At 71.4% G+C, this 19513-nt stretch carries 12 protein-coding genes; 3 read left to right on the forward strand and 9 right to left on the reverse strand.

All coding sequences use genetic code 11. The features are described from left to right. Positions 1-80 precede the first annotated feature (80 nt). Positions 81-491 (reverse strand): ATP-binding protein, encoded by a 411-nt coding sequence (locus tag ACWGJO_RS14445; protein WP_452183721.1) that lies wholly within the window; start codon positions 489-491, stop codon positions 81-83. 188 nt (positions 492-679) lie between these two features. On the opposite strand from ACWGJO_RS14445, the gene ACWGJO_RS14450 reads away from it, so the two are divergent. Both ACWGJO_RS14450 and ACWGJO_RS14455 read left to right on the forward strand, forming a co-directional pair. After that, positions 680-1627 (forward strand): helix-turn-helix domain-containing protein, encoded by a 948-nt coding sequence (locus tag ACWGJO_RS14450; RefSeq protein WP_452183723.1) that lies wholly within the window; start codon positions 680-682, stop codon positions 1625-1627. After that, the gene (locus tag ACWGJO_RS14455; protein WP_452183725.1) at positions 1590-1727 is read left to right on the forward strand and encodes a DUF397 domain-containing protein; all 138 of its coding nucleotides are present in this window, start codon (positions 1590-1592) and stop codon (positions 1725-1727) included. Before ACWGJO_RS14450 ends, ACWGJO_RS14455 begins: the two co-directional genes overlap by 38 nt. 37 nt (positions 1728-1764) lie before the next feature. On the opposite strand, the gene ACWGJO_RS14460 is transcribed toward ACWGJO_RS14455, so the two are convergent. Beyond that, positions 1765-2358 (reverse strand): DUF4291 domain-containing protein, encoded by a 594-nt coding sequence (locus tag ACWGJO_RS14460; protein ID WP_452183727.1) that lies wholly within the window; start codon positions 2356-2358, stop codon positions 1765-1767. A gap of 227 nt (positions 2359-2585) precedes the next feature. On the opposite strand from ACWGJO_RS14460, the gene tgmC reads away from it, so the two are divergent. Then, positions 2586-3734 (forward strand): ATP-grasp peptide maturase system methyltransferase, encoded by a 1149-nt coding sequence (tgmC, locus tag ACWGJO_RS14465; protein ID WP_452183729.1) that lies wholly within the window; start codon positions 2586-2588, stop codon positions 3732-3734. 145 nt (positions 3735-3879) lie between these two features. Here the strand turns inward: tgmC and ACWGJO_RS14470 are convergent, their stop codons facing one another. The 7 genes from ACWGJO_RS14470 to ACWGJO_RS14500 all read right to left on the reverse strand — a co-directional run bounded on the left by ACWGJO_RS14470 (position 3880) and on the right by ACWGJO_RS14500 (position 19500). Continuing rightward, positions 3880-4194 (reverse strand): hypothetical protein, encoded by a 315-nt coding sequence (locus ACWGJO_RS14470; RefSeq protein WP_452183731.1) that lies wholly within the window; start codon positions 4192-4194, stop codon positions 3880-3882. Further along, positions 4191-11093, reverse strand: coding sequence for a polymorphic toxin-type HINT domain-containing protein (locus tag ACWGJO_RS14475; RefSeq protein ID WP_452183733.1), 6903 nt, complete (start codon positions 11091-11093; stop codon positions 4191-4193). The genes ACWGJO_RS14470 and ACWGJO_RS14475 overlap by 4 nt, the downstream gene beginning before the upstream one ends. A 91-nt stretch (positions 11094-11184) precedes the next feature. Continuing rightward, positions 11185-15585, reverse strand: a complete 4401-nt coding sequence (locus tag ACWGJO_RS14480) for a LamG-like jellyroll fold domain-containing protein (protein ID WP_452183735.1) — start codon at positions 15583-15585, stop codon at positions 11185-11187. A gap of 535 nt (positions 15586-16120) precedes the next feature. Then, on the reverse strand, positions 16121-17479 hold the full coding sequence (locus tag ACWGJO_RS14485) for an MAB_1171c family putative transporter (RefSeq protein WP_452183737.1): 1359 nt from the start codon (positions 17477-17479) through the stop codon (positions 16121-16123). Beyond that, positions 17472-17987, reverse strand: coding sequence for a ParH-like protein (locus ACWGJO_RS14490; RefSeq protein ID WP_452183739.1), 516 nt, complete (start codon positions 17985-17987; stop codon positions 17472-17474). Before ACWGJO_RS14490 ends, ACWGJO_RS14485 begins: the two co-directional genes overlap by 8 nt. Positions 17988-18096: 109 nt before the next feature. After that, positions 18097-18519, reverse strand: a complete 423-nt coding sequence (locus ACWGJO_RS14495; RefSeq protein ID WP_387695000.1) for an XRE family transcriptional regulator — start codon at positions 18517-18519, stop codon at positions 18097-18099. A 285-nt stretch (positions 18520-18804) separates the two neighbouring features. Continuing rightward, the gene (locus tag ACWGJO_RS14500) at positions 18805-19500 is read right to left on the reverse strand and encodes a formyltransferase family protein (RefSeq protein WP_387694989.1); all 696 of its coding nucleotides are present in this window, start codon (positions 19498-19500) and stop codon (positions 18805-18807) included. Positions 19501-19513: the final 13 nt, after the last annotated feature.

Here is a 19513-nt window from a genome sequence, read left to right on the forward strand (position 1 = left end):
GCGTAGGTGTCGGCGGGGGTGCGGCCGCGGGAGAGGGCGTGGCCGGCGAGGGTGGTGAGGTGCATGGGGGGTTCGGTCTTTCAGGCGGTGACGAGGGCGGGGATGGGGGTGGGGGCGACGAGGGCCCAGACGTACTTGCCGATGCCGCCGGGGCGGTTGGCGCTGCCCCAGCGTTCGGCGAGTGCGTTGACGAGGAGCAGGCCGCGGCCGTGTTCGTCGTCGGGTGCCGGGGTGTTGAGGGTGGGGTGGTCGGTGCCGGCGTCGTGGACTTCCAGGCGCAGACGGGAGCCGGTGAGGGCGAAGCGGACCTCGATGTGGCAGTCGTCGGGAGCGTCGGAGTGCTGGACGGCGTTGGCGAACAGCTCGCCGAGGAGCAGTTCGGCGGTGCCCGAGTACCGGTCGCCGGAGGGGAGGGCGGAGAGGTAGGCGCGGAGCAAGTACCGGGCCAGGGGCGTGGACTCGGTACGGGAGTCGAGGCGCGCGACGAACATGCGGGGGCGACGGTGTGTTTTGAGCATGGGGGTACCTCGGAGGGGGCGGAGGGGCGTGCGACAGGAGCGCGCACAATCACGCTGCGCATGCAGATGATTGCGTTCCGGTCTCAATGATCCGGGTCGCAGAGGTACGGTGATGGCCGAAATCGGGTACCACGCACACGCGGTACGTCTGGGGGTCTGGCATGGCACACCGGCGACTCAAGAGTGAAGTGACGGCCAGTTCGGCGCGGATCTTCGGTGAAGAGCTGCGGTTCTACCGGGAGATGGCCGGCTACACGCAGGAGCAGTTGGCGAAGCTGCTGCACTGCACCAGGCCGAACATCACCAGGTACGAGTCCGGCCAGAGGCGCATGCCGCCGGACATGGTCGTGCAGGCGGACCGGTTGCTCGACACGGGTGGGTCGCTGAAGCGGCTCTGGGACCGGGTGGACTGGAACGCGGGAGTTGAGCACCCGGATTGGTTCCAAACTCATGCCGACACGGAGGCCGAGGCGGTTGGGGCCCATGTGTTCCAGGCCGACTTCATGCACGGACTGCTTCAGTGCAGGGAATACGCACGAGCGATGTTCGAGGCTGGCGGGACGGATGAACGCCCAGAAGTGATCCAGGAGCGAGTCGCGGCGAGGCTCGCGCGGCAGGAGCGGTTCCTTGCTGAGGGCGGGCCCCAGTTGGTGGTGCTTCTGGACGAAAGCACGATTCGATCGGTGGTCGGTGGACCGAAGGTGATGGCCCGCCAGATGCAACACTTGTTGCACATCGCCCAGCGCGGGAACATCGTCATTCAGGTGGTGCCGTTCACGGCTCGGGCGACGATCATCAAGACCTCGATGGTTCTTCTGGAGATGCCGGACGGGCAGCATTTGGTGTACTCGGAGAGCCTTGACAGAGGCAGTCCCAGCGACGATCCGGCCGTCGTTTCCGGGCATCGGCGGCGCTATGATCGGCTGCGTGGCGATGCGCTCACAGCGGGCGATTCGCTCGCGCTGATCGCCGAGGCGCTGGAAGGGTTCAGAGATGATGCGGAACGAGCTCGACGCGGCCGGCTGGCGCAAGAGCAGCTACAGTGGCCCGGACGGCGGCGACTGCATCGAGGTGGCCCCCGGATTCCCCGGCCTCGTCCCCGTGCGTGACTCCAAGGACCCCGACGGCCCGGCCCTCGTCTTCCCGGCCGCTGCTTGGGAAGCATTCGTTGCCGCTGTTCAGGACGGCGAGTTCCCGGGCCGAGGCTGACCGGGAACTCGGTACACGGGAAGGACATGGGCCGGGCTCAGGCGCCCAGGTGGGTCAGCAGCGTTTCGCCCGACGGGTACGGGAGTTCGGCGGGCAGGAGCTTCCGGGCCTCCTCCAGTTCCCCGGCCCGCACGTGGGCGTGGATCGTGTGCGCGAGTGCGGTGACGTCCTCCACCGAGACGATCCACTCGTCCGCATAGCGCTCGGTGGCCTCGCCGGTGAGGCCGAGCTGAAGCGACCGATGGGGCAGCGGCTGCAGGTGCAGGCCGCGTTCGGGATCCCACTGCACGCGGGCCGGCGATCGCCTCAACTCCCGCTTCCAGGTGGCCTGGTCGGGGTGCAGTCCGTGCTTGTAGTGGGACAGGCAGCTGTTCTCCAGCGCCCATTCGAAGCCCTCGCGGGTGATCTCGACCGCCAGCACGGTCTCCTGCCCCTCCTTCGCCGCCCACCCGCAGCGGTACATCATCCACAGGAACGACGGTTTGATCCATGTCATCCGGTCCCTCTTCCACACCGCCGGAAAGCGGCCGTCCCGGGCAGCGGGCAGCCCGATCTCCGGCGAGTACGCCTGGTAGACGGTCACGGTGGAGGGGGTGTGGAGGGCGCGGATCTGATACTTGGGTTCTGGCACGCCGACCAGGGTCGGGGTTCGGCGGGCGTCGGCGCCAGTGGATTTCCGGGGCCTGACGGGGGCGGCTTCCGGCTGGTCCACGGCGCGTTCGACCTCGTGGTGACCGCCCCTTGTGAGTGGTCCGTGCTTGAATGCCACGTCAGCGGGCCATGGGCCTGGCATGGTGTCGACACCACCTCGGCGATCGCCCGCGCGATCGCCGACCTCCTGGAGAAGGGCCCCGACTCATGAGCGCCTCGGACCGGCTCCGCGCCGCCCTGGTGGACGGCCTGACCGGGGATGACGCGATCGGCGATCCGGCGTGGCGGGCCGCCGCGCTCGCCGTGCCGCGGGAGCTGTTCGTCGGGTCGTTCTTCGTGCCGGTCCCGGGCAGCAACCCGACCGCGTACCGGCCCGTGCACCGGACCGACCCCGGGTGGCTGAAGCAGGTCTACGCGGACGAGACGCTGATCACCCAACTCGACGGGCGGATCCGCCCCGAGGACGTGACCGGGGGCACCGTGGCCGGGACGCCGTCGTCGTCGTCCACCCTGCCGTCGCTGGTGCTGGGCATGTGGCAGCAGCTCGGCGTCGAGGCCGGGCACCGGGTGCTGGAGATCGGCACCGGCACCGGCTACTCGACCGCCCTCGGGGCCCACCGCCTCGGGGACGCCAACCTGACCAGCATCGAGTACGACCCGCTGGTGGCCGAGCGTGCCGCCGCCGCGATCGGGGCGGCCGGGTTCGCTCCCCGACTGGTCGTCGGCGACGGGCTGATCGGCGACCCGGACGGCGGCGAGGGCGAGTACGACCGGCTGATCGCCACCTGCGCCGTCCGGTACCTGCCGCCCGGCTGGCTGCACCAGGTGAGGCCCGGCGGCGTCATCCTGGCGACCCTGTCCGGGTGGGGCTTCGGTTTCGGACTCGTCCGACTGGTCGTGACGGCTCCCGGCGAGGGAACGGGCCGGTTCATGCCCGGCTGGACCAGCTTCATGATCGCCCGCCCGCACGACCGACCGCCGCGCCAGAGCATCTCCCTGCTCCCGGGGGACGAACGCCCGTCCCGGATCGACCCCGAGGTCATCAGCACCTGGACCGGCAGCTGGGTCGCCCAGCTCGCGGCGCCCTCGGCCGAACGGATGGGGGCCGTTGGTCACCAGATCCTCTGGGACGTGGCCACCGGATCGCAGGCCCGGACCGCGCCCGTCCCCGGCGGCGGGTGGACCGTGGTGCAGCGCGGCCCGCTCCGGCTCTGGGACCAGGTGGAGAGCGCCGTCGAAGCCTGGCAGCGGGCCGGCGGGCCGCACCAGGAGGGCTTCGGCCTCACCGTCTCGCCGACCGGGCAACGGGTCTGGATCGGAAGCGAGGCCGGACCGGGCTGGAACCTGCCGATCTGACCCCTCCAGGATCGAGGCCCGCCGTGCCCCGCGCGAGCGGATTCCTCGGCTACTGCCGCCAAGACCTGAAGAAGCCCCACCGGAAAACGATCCGGTGGGGCTTCTTCAGTGCAACGGTAGGGGTGGGGCGGGGCAGGGCTCCCTCTTAACCCCGGTCAGAACCCGTAGGGCGCGGAGCGAACTCCACGTTCTCGAATTCGAAGTCCGCCTGCTCGATCGCCTCCTGCCGCGTGGGATGGCACGTGTCCGTCAGGACTTCCCAGTCCGCAGAGCAGTAGAACAGGTAGTAATCGGACTCTCCGTCGTACCGTGCGATCGCCAGGTGGGAGATTTTCTCTTCGAGGCCGTCGAGGCCGTCGACCGAGTGCCTGGTCCGGCCGGTGGGCCGCTGCGCGTCTCCCACCAGCGCGTACAGCTCGACCGAAGCGCCGTCAAGGACGGCCGGCACAGGTGTACTCATGGCCTGATCTCCACACTCGTGTTCTCGACCACGCGGCCGTTCTCGACCGCCTCGAAGTGGATGTGATGACTCTTCGACGTGGTCTCGTGCTTTCCGTACCGAACTATACGACTGCCGTCACTTGACACGTACCGGCCGACTCCCTCTTCCCGGTACCCGGCCCCGAGCCAACGTTCGGCAAGGTCCATGGCCTGGTCCTGGTTGATCGTTCCGCCGTGGTACTCCGGAGCACGTCCACGAGGGGTGGCCGCCACCTGGGAGGAGTTGGTGGTGACACAGTTCGGTCCGGAATTGTGGACCAGTACCGGCGTGTTCCCTGCCAGCACGTAGTACGTGTGCAGGTCCCGCACCGTCAGGTTGTGGGCGGGCTGGACCAGGTGGAAGTGTCGGATCCCGGCCAGGGCGACGACCGTGCCGTCGGAGCTGCGGACGGTGTCGTCCGCGGTCAGGTCCCCGGCGTTGACCCAGGCGTCCCGGTTGACGCTCCAGAACGGGTGGTGGTCGGTCGCGGTGATCTCGCCCCGGCCGTCGGCGAGGAGGAGCGTGGTGAAGTCGGCGTCGTCCGGGGTCACCATGGTGGCGTCGACCTCGCGAGCGGCCGTCTTCCCGGTCTCCGGGTCGGTGGCGAGGACGAGGTCCCCGACCTTCAACTGCTCGATGGGCTTGGTCGTCCCGTCCGCCATCCGAACCGCGACGCCCGCCGGGAAGCTGTCGCAGGACATGGCGATCTGGTTGCCGGGTGCGGGCTTCTCGGCCGCGGCCGCGGCCGGCTTGGGCTTGGCCGACTTGTTGAACTTGGCCAGGCCCTTGCCGAGGGCACCGGCGCCGACGCCTATCTCGCCCGGGCCGAACATGGCGATGTTCTCGAACTGCCAGTTCTTGAGCTGGTCCCAGAGCTCGTTGTAGATCGGGGACTTCTGGCATTCCTTGATCATGTGGCAGGCGTTCAGCGCTGCCGCCACGTAGTCGTGGGCGTCGGAGTCCGGGTCCTCTCCGAAGCGGTGACGCTGCTTCTGGAGGATCTTCAGGTTCTTGTTGGTCTGCTGGATCAGCTTGTTGAAGTCGGTCTTGCCGGTGGTGATCTGCACGCCGCCGGGAAGGACCGACTTCACGCTCTTGACGGTCTCGACGACCCAGTCGCCGCCGTTGACCGGCATCCAGTAGTCCTGGACCAGCTGGCCCTCGGGGGTGCGGCACTGGGCCGTACCGCCGCAGGTGCCGTCGGGCCGCAGCCCGGACGGGTCGCTGAGGGTGAGCGGGTTGTTGTTGCTGTACGTGTAGCCCGCCAGCGACTGCGGGTCGGTGCCGGCCAGGACCGGGTCCACGCTGATGAACCGGCCGGTGGCCGGGTCGTAGTCGCGGGCCCCGAGGTGGGTGAGGCCGGTGGGCTCGGCCGTGCCGCCGAGGAAGCCCCGGGTGCCGGCCCAGGTGGCGGGGGTGGTGCCGCGGCTGCCGCCGAAGGGCAGCGAGCGGCGCTGGTCCACGGCGCCGGTGGTGGCGTCGACGCCGATCTCGGCCGTGCCGTGGTGGTCGTTGACCTGGAAGGTCAGGCGGTTGTCGTCGGTACGGACCGCGGTGGCCGAGCCGAGCGGGTAGTAGCGGGTGGCGGTGGCCTTGGCGGCGCCCTTGACCAGCTTCAGCTCGACGCGGTCGAGGTAGAGGGTCCAGCTCTCGGCCGCCGGGTCGGCGGTGTCGAGGGTGTGGCCCAGCAGACGGTTGCCGACAGCGTCGTAGAGGTAGTCGGTGGTCTGGTTGGTCGTCGCGGTGGTACTGCCGCTGGTGGTCCTGACGGTCGCGGCGAGTCGGCCGACCCGACCCTCGGAGTCCCAGGTCAGGGCCTGGTCGCCGGCCTGGTTGCCGGACGGCGACTTGAGGTGCCGACCGGTGGTGTTGCCCGCGGTGTCGTAGTCGTAGCTCTCCACGACCGGAGCGCCGACCGTGCCGGTGACCGTGGAGGTGGAGCTCAGACTGTGCGGTCGGGCCGCGGTGGCGGCGGGGTAGGTGTAGGTGGTGGTGGCGTCCTGGCCGGTGTTGCCGGTGGTGTCGTGCCGGGTCTCGGTGGCACGGGTGCCGTTGGTGTTGTAGGTCCAGCTGGTCCAGTACGGGGCGGGGCCGCCGAGCTGGGTGCCGCCGGGGGCCGTGCAGCTGCCGGTGCCGGGGGTGTAGGCCTCGGTGAGGCGGGCCAGGGAGTCGTAGCGGAAGCACTGCCGGTCGGTGCCGGAGCGCGAGGTGTCGGTGACCGAGGTGACGTTGCCGGCCTGGTCGTAGGTGTAGGCGGCGGCGCGGGTCGCGCCGGTGACGCCGTACTGGTCGGTGCGGCTGGACGCGAGGCGCTGGGTGCCCCACTCGTAGCCGTTGGTGATGTACACGTCCTTGCCGGCGGTGCCGTTGCTGAGCGTGGACTGCAGCGGCTTGCCGGTGAGGCTGTAGGTCTGGTTGGTGAGGTACTTCGTCAGGCCCTCGGCGGCCGTGGGCCGGTGCAGCGCGTCGTAGGTGAACGCCACCGACTCGGCCGCCAGGTTCCCGACGGCCGGGTACGCGATCGACCTGGCCTGCCCGTCGAGGCGGTAGATGGTGCCGCTGAGGTAGCTGCCTGCCAGCGCTTCCTGGCCGGGGACGGACGGAATGGCGACCGTGGTGCGGGTGGGCCGGGCGAGGGCGTCGAACAGCGAGTAGGTGGTCTTGTACTGGTAGGTGGTGCCGCCGACCGTGCTGTAGCGGGTGCTGGACGACAGTTGGCCCTTGTTGCCGGCCGGGTCCCACGCCCGGGAGGTCAGCAGCGGGCCGGTCGCCGAGCCGTCGCGCGTCTCGATCGGCCGGGAGAGGTTGTCGTAGGCGGTGGCGACGGTCTTGCCGCCGCCGTCGGTGGCGCCGGTCAGGTCGCCGCGGTCGTTGTACGTGCTGGTGGTGGTCCCGGAGTCCGGGTCGACCGCCTTGGTACGCCGGCCGAGCTGGTCGTACTGCCAGGTCCAGACACTGCCCGCCGGGCCGGTGAGCCTGGAGAGGTTGCCGGCCGCGTCGTAGCCGTAGGTGGTGGAGTCGTAGGCGCCGGTGGGCGTGGCGGACTTGTACTGGCGCAGCTCCACAGCCCGGCCGACCGCGTCGAAGACGGTCGTGGTGGGGGTGCCGCCGGTGGGCGGGGTGACGGTGACCCGGTCGCCGCCGTACTCGGTGAGCGTGGTGGCCAGCGGGGTGCCGACACCGTTGCCCGAGAGCGCGGTGGTCCTGACGACCCGCCCGAGGCCGTCGTACTCCGTTGCCGCCTGGGTCTCCAGGCCGGTGGTGTCGTCGATGGTGCGCAGCGTGCCGGAGGGCGCGCCGGTGGCGTAGTACGGGGAGTAGGCGAGCGCGGTCTGACCGCGCTCGTCGTAGAAGGTGTCGGCGATGACGCGACCGCCGTTGTCGCCCGGGGCCTGGCCCTGCCGGAAGCGGCCGAGGCCGTCGTACAGGGTGTAGGCGGTCTGCTGGGAGCCGTCCTCGTTGAGGGTCCGGCTGGCGACGGAGACGATCTGGTTGTCGGCGACCGTGTAGGCGTACTCCTGGTCGGGGGTCTGCCCGGTGGCCTTGGAGCGGTCGGGCAGCCAGACCTTCAGGGTGCGGCCGAGGGCGTCGTAGAGCGTGTCGGTGCGGCGGTTGTTGGCGTCGATCGTGTCGACGGCCAGGCCGCGCAGCAGGTCGTGGTCCGTGGTGGTGGTCTGCGTGGTGGTGGCGTCGCCGGCCTTGGCGGGCGGGGTGGTCTCCACCGTCCTGGTGGGCCGGCCGGTGGCCGGGGTGTAGGCGGTGGTGCTGGTCCGGGCGTTCGGCGAGGCCGTGGTGACCGGGTTGGTGGCGCCGCTGAGGTCGTAGACCGTGCTGGAGGCCAGCTCGGTGCTGCTCAGCGGACGGCCGTAGCCGTCGTAGGCGACGGCGTGGTCCAGGTAGGTGGCGCTGTTGCCGGTGCGGGACTTGAGCGTCTGGATGAGGGTGATGTCGCCCTTGGCGGGGGCGGTGCCGAAGCCCTGGCCGTCGAACCGGTAGCGGATGTCCGAGAGCACCGCCGAGGTGCCGTCGGCCCGGGTGTCCCGGTTGACGTCGGTGGCGCAGTTCGCGGCGACCACCTCGACACGGGTGGCGCTCCTGAGGATCCAGCTGCCGGCGTTGTCGGCGTACGTGGTGCGGGTGCAGGTGTCGTCGTCGGGGACCGCGACGTCACCCTGGTTCTCGGCCGAGGTGACCCGGCCGTAGCCGTCGCGGGTGTTGTTGGTACGGGTCTCGCGCCAGCTGCTGCCCGTGCCCTTGTCGAGCGAGGTGAAGGTGCGGGTGACCGCGGTGCCGGTGATGTTGGCGGTGGTGGTGCCCCAGTCGCGGACGCGCTTGGCGGTCTCCTGCTTCCACGGCGTGTTGACGTTCTTGCCGAGGATCACGCCGCCGGGCCTGTCGTACTGCTCGGTGCGGTACTCGTAGCCGGCCCAGGCGTCGTCGTCGGTCAGGACGGTGCCCTGCCCGTCGTCGACGGTGACGCTGCGCTTGCCGTTCTTGTCACCAGGGTTGTTTCGGTCCTGGTCCATGCCGCGCAGGAACCAGTGGTCGGCCTGGGTGGTCATGCCGGTGACGCCACCGGTCTCGACCCGGGTGCGGGCGTAGCCGCGCCACTGGGACCAGGTCTTGAGCTTGTCCTTGGTCAGGCCGTCCTCGTCGTCGAAGTGCCAGGCGGCGTCGCCGAGGTAGGTGTAGTGGGTGACCATGTCGGGTGCGCCGCCGGTGCGGTCGGTGGCGATGACCGCGTCGACGACGTACTTGTTGAACCACTCCGTGGTGACCGGGGTCTCGTCGGAGGCCTGGTACATCTGCGGGAAGCAGCGGGTGGTGTTGGACTGAGGGGTGGGCAGGTTGTTCCAGTCGCAGGCCGCGGCCGAGTAGTTGACGTCGAGCTGGCCGCCCTGCTCGTCGGTGACGGTGCCGAGCCGCTGCTTGATGAACGGCATCCGGCCGTCGCCGACCTTGTCGAGCCGGTTGGCCATCTGCTTGTAGGCGAGGGTGGTCTTCGGCAGGGCGACGGACGGGGCGGCGGAGGACCCGGTGTGCTTGATCGAGTCCAGCAGCAGCTGGTAGTCGAAGTCGGCGGTGCCCCACTTGTGGGTCAGGTCCCAGGTGTCGACGGTGGCGTAGCTGCCGTCGGCCTGAAGGGTCTTGGCCGCGATCTGGGTGAGGCGGGTGCGGGTGAAGAAGGTCGGCGAGTACTGCGTGGTGCAGTCGGTGCCGTCCTTGCAGTTCTGGTCCCACGGGGTGTCGTACCAGTACTGCCGGTTGGCGTCGATCTTCGCCGGGTCGCACACGCCCGCGCCGGTCTCCAGGCAGCGTTCGGCGGTGCCGAAGTCGACCCGGCCCATCGGCTTGACGGTGGCCGAGTACAGGTCGCCCTGCTGCTGGCCGTACTCGATGTGGTCCAGGCGCCCGCCGCGCACGTACGAGGTGCGGTCGGTGGCCTTGAGGTTGCGGCCGTAGTTGTTGGTCTCGGGGGTGTACCAGTAGGTGATGTCGTTGCCGTGGGCGTCGACCACCAGGTCCAGGTTCCACCGCCAGCCCTGCTGGCACCACGAGGACCCGAAGTCGGCGCCGTTGCAGGGCTCGCCCGCGTTGTTGCCGTAGACCGGCACGGTGTAGACGGACTTGGTCTCCGGCTTGCCGGCCGACCAGTTCGGCAGGCGGTTGTAGCCGAAGTAGTAGCTGGTGCCGTCGGTGGTGGTGGCGCGGAAGTACTCGCCGTCGTTGTCGCCGTTGCCGCGGCCGGTGTCGCGGACGCGCACGACCTTGGTGGCGTCGTCGTTCTTGATCCGCCACTCGTCGCCGGAGACCGGGATCAGCTCACCCGAGTGCCCCGCGAAGCTGATGGTGGCGTTGTCCGTCCCCCAGCACAGGTCACCGGGGCTGGACTTCCCGGTCTTGGGCGCGCCGTCGTCGGCGCAGGCCTTGTAGCTGCGCTCGACGAAGCCCGGCGACAGGTCGAAGCCGTCACCGGCCCAGGAGGCCTGGTTGTTGCTGTTGGCCGTCCGGCCGTCGATCGCACCGGAGTTGTAGGACAGACCGACCTTCGGGGTCAGCCCGCCCGGCATCGCCGTGAGCGGCATGTCGTAGGACCAGGTGAACGCGCCGCTGTTCAGCGCCGTCGACCAGCTCGACGCGCTCGACAGCGGCGTCGCCCGGTAGTCGCCGCTCGGTCCGGCGCTGCCGGTGGTGGCCGCGAGCACCATCGCCCCCGGCGCGGACTGCAGGCGCATCGACCCGGCCGGGGCCGTGGTCAGGGCGTCGGCGGCGACGGTCTGCTTCGCCACGTCGTTGCCGCCCGGCAGCGGGGTCTGCACCCGGCATTCGGGCAGGTCGGGCGTGGTGAGCGCGCACTCGGGCAGGCGGACCAGCTTCAGGCGCGAGCCGAAGCCGGAGCCGGCGGCCTGGGCGAAGGACGAGTAGTCGACGGCCAGGCCGCTGTTCTCGTCGGCGCCCGTGACGGTCAGCAGGACGCCGTTGATGCCGGCCCTGGCGGCGGCGTCCTGGCCGAGCAGCTCGACCTTGGCCTTGCCCGCCGCGCCCGAGGACGAGAGCGCGACCGGCAGCTTGCCGGCCTTGACGGCCTTGCCCTTCTCTCCGGGGACGTCGACGGTGGCGCTGCCCGCGCCGGGCAGGGCGCCCTGTTTGCCGTCCGTCCTGCTGACGGTGGTGTCGGCCTTGCGGCCCTTGGCCTTGGCGTCGGAGCCCTTGACGGGCTTCTCGGGTGAGACCGCGGACGGCTTGGTGTACGGTTCCGCGGCCGCCGCGACGGCGGCCAGCGGCAGTGCCGGCAGCAGCGACCCGACCAGGGTGCCCGCGATGATCGCGGACATCCTGGTGCGGGTCGGCCGCGGCACCGACCTCTTCCTGCTCATGGGTGGGACAACTCCTCTGGGAGAAAACGGGTGTGACGGACCACGGGCCGGGCGGCAGGAAGCCGCCCGGCCCGCGAAACGGAGGGGGGAATCAGACCCCGGTGGAGGTGTTCAGCTCGACGTTGTAGTCGGCGAGCTTGGTGATCTGCGCGGGGCTCAGTACGCCCTGGTACAGCCAGACGTCGTCCAGCTCACCGGAGAAGTACTCGCCCCAGGCGCCGGCCGCCTTGTTGCGGCCGAACTGCACGCCGCCCGTCGCCTCGTAGGGCTGCGGGGCGCCGGTCCAGGAGATGTGCGGGGTGCAACCGGTCGAACCGTCCGGGCAGCCCTGGTTCTCGATCTGGCCGCCGACGTACAGGGCGAGCCGGTCCGCGAAGGCGTCGTAACTGACCGCCAGGTGCGTCCAGTTCTCCAGGACGGAGGTGGCCGGGGTGTGGGCGGTCAGGGTGCGGACCGCGCCGGTGGCGTCGGAGTCGCGCACCTCGGCCTGCCACTGGCCGGTGGGCTGGCCGTTGGCGTCCTTGCCCAGGGTGTGCCAGCGCAGGGTGACCGCGCTGTTGTTGGCGCCGGCGACGGACAGCACCGTCATGTCCCGGGTCGGGACGCCCGCGGTGTTCGCCCAGCCGGCCAGGGTGAAGCTCTGGCCGGTGTGCAGCGGGACGGAGCCGGTGGCCGCGTAGCCGGTGGAGCCGTCCAGCAGCAGGGTGCCGGGGGCGGGCAGCACGCCGCCGTCGGCCTTGATCGAGGCGCCGCCGCCGAGCTGGGCGCCGGCCTTGGCCGGGCCCTCGTCCGGGGTGACGGCCGGGGTGCCGGTGGCCGAGGAGAGCTTCCAGCGGCCGGCCAGCTGCGGGCGCTGCTGGACCATCGTGCTGGCCTCGGGGCCGGTGACGACGCGGTCGTAGAGACGCACGTCGTCGATGTCGCCGCCGAAGAACTCGCCGTTGGCGCCCTCGCGGTTGACGGCACCGATCTGCAGCGGGCCGGGGTTGGCCCACGGCGCGTTCTGGGTGTAGTCGGACTCGCCGACCAGGAAGCCGTTGATGTAGAAGCGCAGCTTCTTGGCGGCGGTGTCGGAGACGCCCAGCAGGTGGGTCCACTCGCCGGTGGTGCCGGCGAAGCAGGGCGCGCCGTTGATCTGGGTGCCCGGGGCGCAGTCGGGCTGCCAGGTGCGGACCAGGGTGTCGGCGGAGGTGTCCTCCTTGTAGCGGCCGAAGATCCAGCGCTTCCAATAGGTGGAGTAGTACAGCGAGAACTCGCTGTTGTGCTGGCCGATCTGGGTGACGGCGATCTTCGCGGTGGTGTCACCGGGGGTCGGCGCGGGCAGCTTGACCCACGCGGAGACCGAGAAGTCCCGGCTGCCGTCGACCTGCGGGCGGGTGCCGCGCAGGTAGTCGTCGACGCCGTCCAGGTGGATCGCCTTGTCGGCGATGCCGGGGCGGCCGAGTGCGACGCCGTTGTAGGCGGTCAGGCTGTCGGTCTCGGCGGTGCCGACCGGCTTGGCGGAGGCGCCGTCCAGGTGCCAGACCGACGTGGCGGGCAGGCCGGTGGCGAGCTGCTTGTCGGCGGCGACGTCGGCGGCCTCGGCCTTGCTCAGGGAGCGGTCCCAGAGCCGGACCTCGTCGATCGAGCCCTTCCACGGGTCGGTCCAGTTGCCGAAGTACTTGGAGCGGCCGAGCTCCAGCGCGCCGTGGACGTCCCAGTTGGCGACCACGTTCACCGGGGTGCCGGGCACGCCGTTGACGTACAGGGTGCTGGTCTTCGCCACCGGGTCGTAGACGCCGACCAGGTGGGTCCACTGGCCGAGCACCACGGGGGCGTTCGAACTCGCCGGTTCGAGGGCGTAGTCGGTGGGGTTGTCCCGGCTGGACGTCCACATGGTCCACTTGCCGCCGAAGGTGCCGAGGGCGAAGCGGGCCGCGGAGTTGCCGTTCTCACTGACGGCGACCCGGTTGCGGGTGTTCTCGGTGAGGTTGACCCAGGCGGAGACGGCGAAGCCGCGGGTGGTGTTCAGCACCGTGCCCTGGGTTTCGGCGTAGCCGTTGGCGGTGCCGTCGAAGGCGAGGCCCTCGGCGAGGTGGCCGGGTGCCCCGGGGGTGGTGCCGGAGCCGAGGGTGGCCTCGAAGCTGCCGCCGGTGCCGGCGACGGAGGTGCCGCCGGCGGTGTCGTCCATCGACCAGCCGGTGCGCTGGGTCTGGCCGGAGAGCACGTTGAAGTAGTACGTCTCGGGCTGCGAGGCGTTGCCCGCGCCGTCGACGGCCCGGGCGGAGAGGAAGTGCACGCCGGCGGTCTGCGGCTGGACGCGGACGGTCTGTCCGGCGCCGCCGCCGGTGGCGATCTCGTTCGCCGCGGACGGCGAGGTGTCCAGGCCCCACTGATACTTGACCACGTCGGTGGCGGCCGACTTCAGGGTGAAGTAGCCGTTCTTGCCGACGCCGTCGGTCCACGGGAGCGCGGCGGTGGCGTCCTTGGAGCCCGGGTAGGCGTCCGAGGTGACCGCCGGGCCGTCCGGTGCGGAGGTGTCGACGATGAAGTAGCAGCCGGTCGGGTCACCGTCGGAGGACCACGGCCCCCACTGCGCGCCGTCCCAGGCGCGGGCCTCCCAGTCGAGCTGGAGGTTCTGCGGCAGGCCGGCGGGCAGCGGCCAGGAGAACATCGAGCCGGAGGCCTTGAAGGTGTCCCACCCGGGTGCGGCGTCCTCCGAGCCGGTGGACCACCAGCGGCGGCGCAGGCCGCTGCCGTCGTCCCAGCCGACGGCGAACTGCACGCCGATGGCCTCGCCGTCCGGGTCGCTCGCCCGGGTGGTGACCTGCGGCATCTTGTTGATCTTGATGCCCGGGTACTGGCAGACCGAGCCCGGCGACATCGTCATGTCGGACATCGGGATCTGGTTGGGCCGCAGGTTGTAGTACACCGACAGGTAGGCGTCGTCGGTGAAGCGCTTCCAGGCGAGGGTGTCGCCCTCGTTCTGGGCCTTCAGACCGAAACTGATGGTCGGCCAGCCCCAGTTGGCGGCGTCCTGGACCAGGTTGCGCACCGCGCCGTCCTGGCCGTACTCCAGCCAGCCGCCGGGGCAGCTGCCGCTCCAGCCCTTCGCGGTGTTGATGGTCTGCAGGTAGCGGCTCCAGAACCCGGAGGCGTTCTGGCCGTTCCAGTTCAGGCCGGGGGAGATGTAGCCGGTGTTCCACAGCTCGACGGGCCGGGCGTCGCAGGAGTACGACCAGCTCTCGTAGGTGCCGAAGGTGGCGCTGAGGATCTGCTTGCCCACGAAGGGGTTCGAGACCTGGAAGAAGGCCCGCTTCACGTCGGTCGGCGCGCACCGCGAGGTGTCGCCGCAGTAGCCGACGCCCCAGTCGTGGACGTAGCTGCTGTTGTACGTGAAGTGCCAGTACGCCTGGTTCGGGTAGCTGCGCGAGACGCCCGCCCAGTCACCGGCGTGCGGGGTGTTCCACGCCGGGTCGATCATCACCGGGTAGACGGTGTCCGCGGCGTCCAGCATGCCCTGGTCGGGGGACAGGACCAGGCCGTCCTTGGGCAGGTCGACCTTGAGCCGGGTCATCTTGGCGCCCTCGCCGGGCAGGTCGCCGTAGCCGGCGGCGGCGAGGTCGCCCGGACCGGCCGCGGGGGCGCCCGGGGCGGGAGCCGCGGCGGGGGCCTCGGCCTGCGGGGCGGCCTGCGGCGCGGCCTTGAGCGTCTTCGGGGCGGCGGCCGGGGCGTTCGGCGTGGCGGTCGCCGGGGCGTCCGGCGTGACGGCGGCCGGCTTGGAGGAGTCCCACATCACCGGGACGGGCGCCTCGAAGACGGTGCCGCCGCCGGACGGGTCCTTCGCCTTGAGGGTGCCGTCCGCCTCCTGGCCGACCGTCAGGCCGGTTCCCTGCAGGCCGAGCCGGAGCTGGTCCAGCTCGGGGTTCTTGGCGGCCTCGGCGGTGTGCACCACGATGACCTGGGTGAACCCGGTCCTGGTGGCGGACAGCCGCAGGTCCACGTCCGGCAGGATCGACGCGTACTCGGCGGTCGCGCCGTTGACCTTCGGCTTGGGCAGCGGCTTCGGCCAGCTGAGCTTCAGCTCCTTGCCGGCCCGGGCCATCGTGACCAGCGGTTCGCTGCCGCCGCCGGAGAACCGCAGGTCGGCGGTGGACCCCTTGGGGGCGACGGCGCCGCCGGGCAGCGCCTGCAGCGTCGGGTCGAGGTCCACCCAGGCGCCGTTCTTGCGCACCCGCTTGGGCTGGACGTAGGTGGTGGTCTTCAGCTTGCCGTCGGGCTGGGCGACGGTGTCACTGGTCTCGCTGCGCTTGGCGAGCACCTCGACCGGCTTGCCGCTGCGGGCGGCCTCCTTGACGGCCAGGCTCTCGGCGGTGTCCTGGGAGCCCGTCAGGCCGGGCGGTGGCGTTCCGCCGGTCGCGGCGGCGGCCGGCACCACCGCGGTCGCGGTCAGGGCGACCGCGGCGAGTGCCGCGGCGAGCAGACTGCCCGACCGTCTTGCTGCTGTTCTCACTGTGCGTAAGCTCCGACTTCCGATATGTGGGCGAAGTTTGAGCGGATCTTTATGGACGCTTAATCAGGTGTCAAAGGTTCATGAGAAAACCGCGCGTGCGCATGCCCTTGTCGACGTGTCGTCAGAAGGGGAGCAGCTCAGGTAAAACCGGACAAACCACTTGATGTGCCGTGGCGGAAGTCACATGCCCGGCGGGCTGTCGCGGAGCGTTCTCGCCCCCGGGTGGTGGCGGCGAACGGTGACCGACAGCTTCGATGCGGCGCCGCGACGAGTGGCGGGCATCCCATCTTCTGGTTGTCGATGCTGGTCACCCGGGGTGTCGCGGGTGGAGGCGGCGCGGTCCGGGCGACTGCGGGGGCCGCGGACGCTCACCGACGTGCCCCGGAAAACGGGACGCCGGTGCGAGGGTGGGCGGTTCCCGGGCGCGGAGCGGCCGAGGGGGGAGCGGCCCTCGGGACATTTCCGCTCTTTCCGCCTGGCTGTTCGTCAGATTTCTTCGGCGGAATAACTCGGCCTTGTTGTGGTCAAGTTGTCGTCAGGTCGGTGAATCGGAAATGCCGAATCGGGATCCGGGAAAAGCCGATTCGGGCGCGGAGGGCGCCGCGTCCGGGCTCCGGTCCGCCGCCGGCCCGGCCGGCAGCGGCGGCAGGTTCCGCAGCGCCTGGGCGATCTGTCCCAGCCAGCGGGTCTCGGCCTCCATGCCGCCGGTGTGCGGCAGGTGCGGTTCGGCCGGTGGCGGGCCGCTGCGGAGGGGGCCGGCGGGAGCCCGGGTGCGGGCGCGGCGCAGGGCGGCGGCGATCCGGACGGCCTCGGCCCGCGCGGCGGCGTCGGTGTCGGTTTCGGCGTGGGTTTCGGCGTCGGCATCGGCGGAGGAGGCGTCGGTGGAAGGGGCCTTGCCGGGGCTGCCGTCGGGGGAGGGGGAGTCCTCGGCCGTGCGGTAGCGGCGCAGGATCAGCAGCCCGTCGCGGATCTCGATGACCCGGCGGTAGAGGGCGAGTTCGGCGTCGGCGGGAGGCATCCGGCCCGCGGTGATCCGGCCGCCGGTGATTCGGCCCGTGGTGACCCGGCCCGTGGTGAGGGCGATCTGCGGGAAGGCCGCGTGCAGGGCCCGCCACAGCGGCCCGAGCGCCCGGTAGCCGCGGTACGCGGCCCGCCACCGCCTGACGGCACGCCCGGCGCGCGCCCACAGCAGCGTGGTGGCGCCGGCCAGCAGCAGGATCGCGCACACGCGTCCGAGTGCCAGCGAGACGGTGTCCTCGGTGGTCAGCTGGCGGCCCGTGCGCAGGGCGCCGAGGACGTCGTCGAGGCCCCAGGCGGCCCAGATCAGGCCGACGGCGGTGGTGAGGGTGACCAGGCCGAGGGCCGTGCGCAGGGCCGTGTCGTCGGCCCGGCGGGTCCAGTGCGTCGTCTGGCGCAGCAGGGTGACCAGGCAGCCGGTCGCGTAGCCGGTGATGACCAGGTCGTAGCCGGCCAGCGCCACGGGGCCGAGGGCGCCGGTGGCCACCAGTTGGCCGCCGTCCTCCCTGGGCCGGGCGAGCAGGAACAGGACGGTCGCGGCGAGGACCGCGAGGGCGGTGCCGACGCAGCGGCGGCGCAGCGCGCGGGCGTCGGCCTCGGGGCGGCGCAGTGCGACGGCGGTCAGTGCGAGGAATCCGGCGGAGCCCGTCCTGAGGTGGTCGGCGAGCATGCCGGACAGGCCCGCCAGGCCGGTTCCGTGGTCGATGTCCACCCTGGCCCGGGCGGCCGTCAGCGCCAGGAAGGCCCCGAAGCACCAGGCGAAGCAGCAGGTGAAGAGCAGGGCCGGCGAGCGGCCGCGGCGCCGGCCCGCGAGGAAGCGGTAGGTGCCCAGGCCGAGCAGGAAGGCCGCGGCGAGGGCGAGGACGGGGTCAGTCATGCGGGCTGGTCGGGCGGCGGGTGCCCAGCAGGGGGGCGAGCCGGTGCGCCCACTCGGCGTCGCGGGGCTCCGCGCCGGACGTCCGGCCGCCGGGCAGCAGGGCGCGTTTGAGAATCAGCGAGGCGAGCAACTCGGCCTCCCGCTCCTGCGGTTCGAGGTAGACGGTGCGTCCCAGGACCTTCCCGATCAGGGCCGGGGAGAGGTGCGGCAGCAGGCCGCGGGTGAGTCCCGGGTCGGCCGGGGTGCCGTCGGTGTGGCCCAGCAGGAGGTGGGCGTACTCGTGCACCAGGATGTGCTGGCGGTGCACCTCGCTGGTGTCCTCGGCGTAGACGATGTAGTCGGCCTGACCGGTCGTCACGAGCAGTCCGCACGGAGCCCCGGGGCGTGCGGGTACGGCGATCAGGTCGATGGGCCGGCCGCGGTCGCGGGCGAGGCGGGCGACGAGCTCGGCGGCGTCGAACGGGTCGGGAAGTTCGAGCGAGTCGCTGATCGCGCGGCAGCGCCGCATCAGTCCGCCGTGCCGTCGGATCCACCGCAATGCGCGCCTCACCTGTCCGCCGGGGCCGGCGTGGCCGGTCAGCCGTCGCGGGGTGCCTCCCGGTGGCACCGCGTCGTGCTCACCGGGAGGGTTTGCCCCTGGCAGCCTCCCGGCGAGCGATAGTCTCGATCACATCGGAGACCGTGTCCAGGGCTTCGGGCGAGAGTTCCACCGCCCGCAGCGCCATGTTCCGGACGCCGGCGTCCCGCAGCGCCTCCAGGACGGCGAGTTCGGCGAGGATCTCCTCGGAGCGGTCGTCGAAGAAGTAGGCGGGCGAGACCTGGAAGAACCGTGCCAGGGCTTCCAGGTGACGTTTGGTCGGGTTGTCGCGCCTGCCGGTGCGCAGCTGCCACAGGTAGGTGGCCGAGAAGGTCTCGCCGGTGGCCTCGCGGCAGGCGCGCGCCACGTCCTCGTTGCTGTACTGCTCCCGGTTGGGGCGCCGGACCGTGCGGAACAGGGTCTCGATCTTCTCGGCGAGCGAACTCGCTCCGGCTCCCGCCATCTCCGCCTCCTGCGCCACCTGGCCTCCTGTGCCACCACTGCCGGTTCGGGCGGCGCTGGTGCACGGGGCCGGCCGCCGGGGAACCATCGTAGCTTCGGGTACGGCGCCGGTGTCGGGCCGTGCCGATTCCCGGGCCCCCGTCCCGGGCGGGAGGGGTTTCGCGCGCGGGACGGCGGCAGCCGTGGAAGACGCCGCGGCAGGTGCCCCCGGAGTGCCGAACACCCGGGGGCACCTGCTGAGTCGGCCGGATCGATTCCGTCCGGTCGTCGGGCCGGTACGCGGTTGTCACCCCTCGTGCAGCGCCCACTTGTCGCTGTCGACCCGGGTGTTGCCGGGCAGGGCGATCAGTTCCGGCTTGAACAGCGGCTGGGTGTCCATCGCGGGTTCCCAGGTCGCCAGTTTCTCGTCCTGGGGGACCTCGATCCGCCGGTCCGCGGCGAGGTCGGCGACCACCTTCAGCAGCAGTCGCACGCCCAGCGGAGCCAGGTGGTCGCGCCACAGGCTCTGCGCGGTCGAGCCCGGGGGCACGAACAGGTGCTCCTGGGCGGCGAGCGGGCCGCCGTCGGTGCGCTCGGTGAGGTGGTAGACGCTCCCGCCCGTCACCTTGTCGCCGTCGCGGATGGTCCATCGGATCGCGTCCCGGCCGCGGTGCAGCGGCAGCAGGCTGGGGTGGTACCCGATGGTGGCGACGGTGGCCCTGGCGCGCGTGTTGCGGCCGAGGAAGGCGTGCGAGTGCGCGGCGACGATGATGTCCACCCCGTCCGGGATGTGCATCGCGCGCAGTTCGGCCGAGTCCGTCCAGGGGATGTCCCGGGGGAACGCCCAGGCGCGCAGGCGGTCCCAGGCCATCGCGTCGCTCTCGTCGGACTTGCCCTTGCGCAGCCGGGGCGCGGCCGCGCCGACGATCTTGTGACCGTTGTCCAGGAGGGCTTCCGCGACCTGAACCGCGAACGCCCCTTGTCCTGACATGTAGATGTTCATCCGCACTCCTGCG

This window comes from Kitasatospora sp. NPDC054795, from assembly GCF_053611565.1.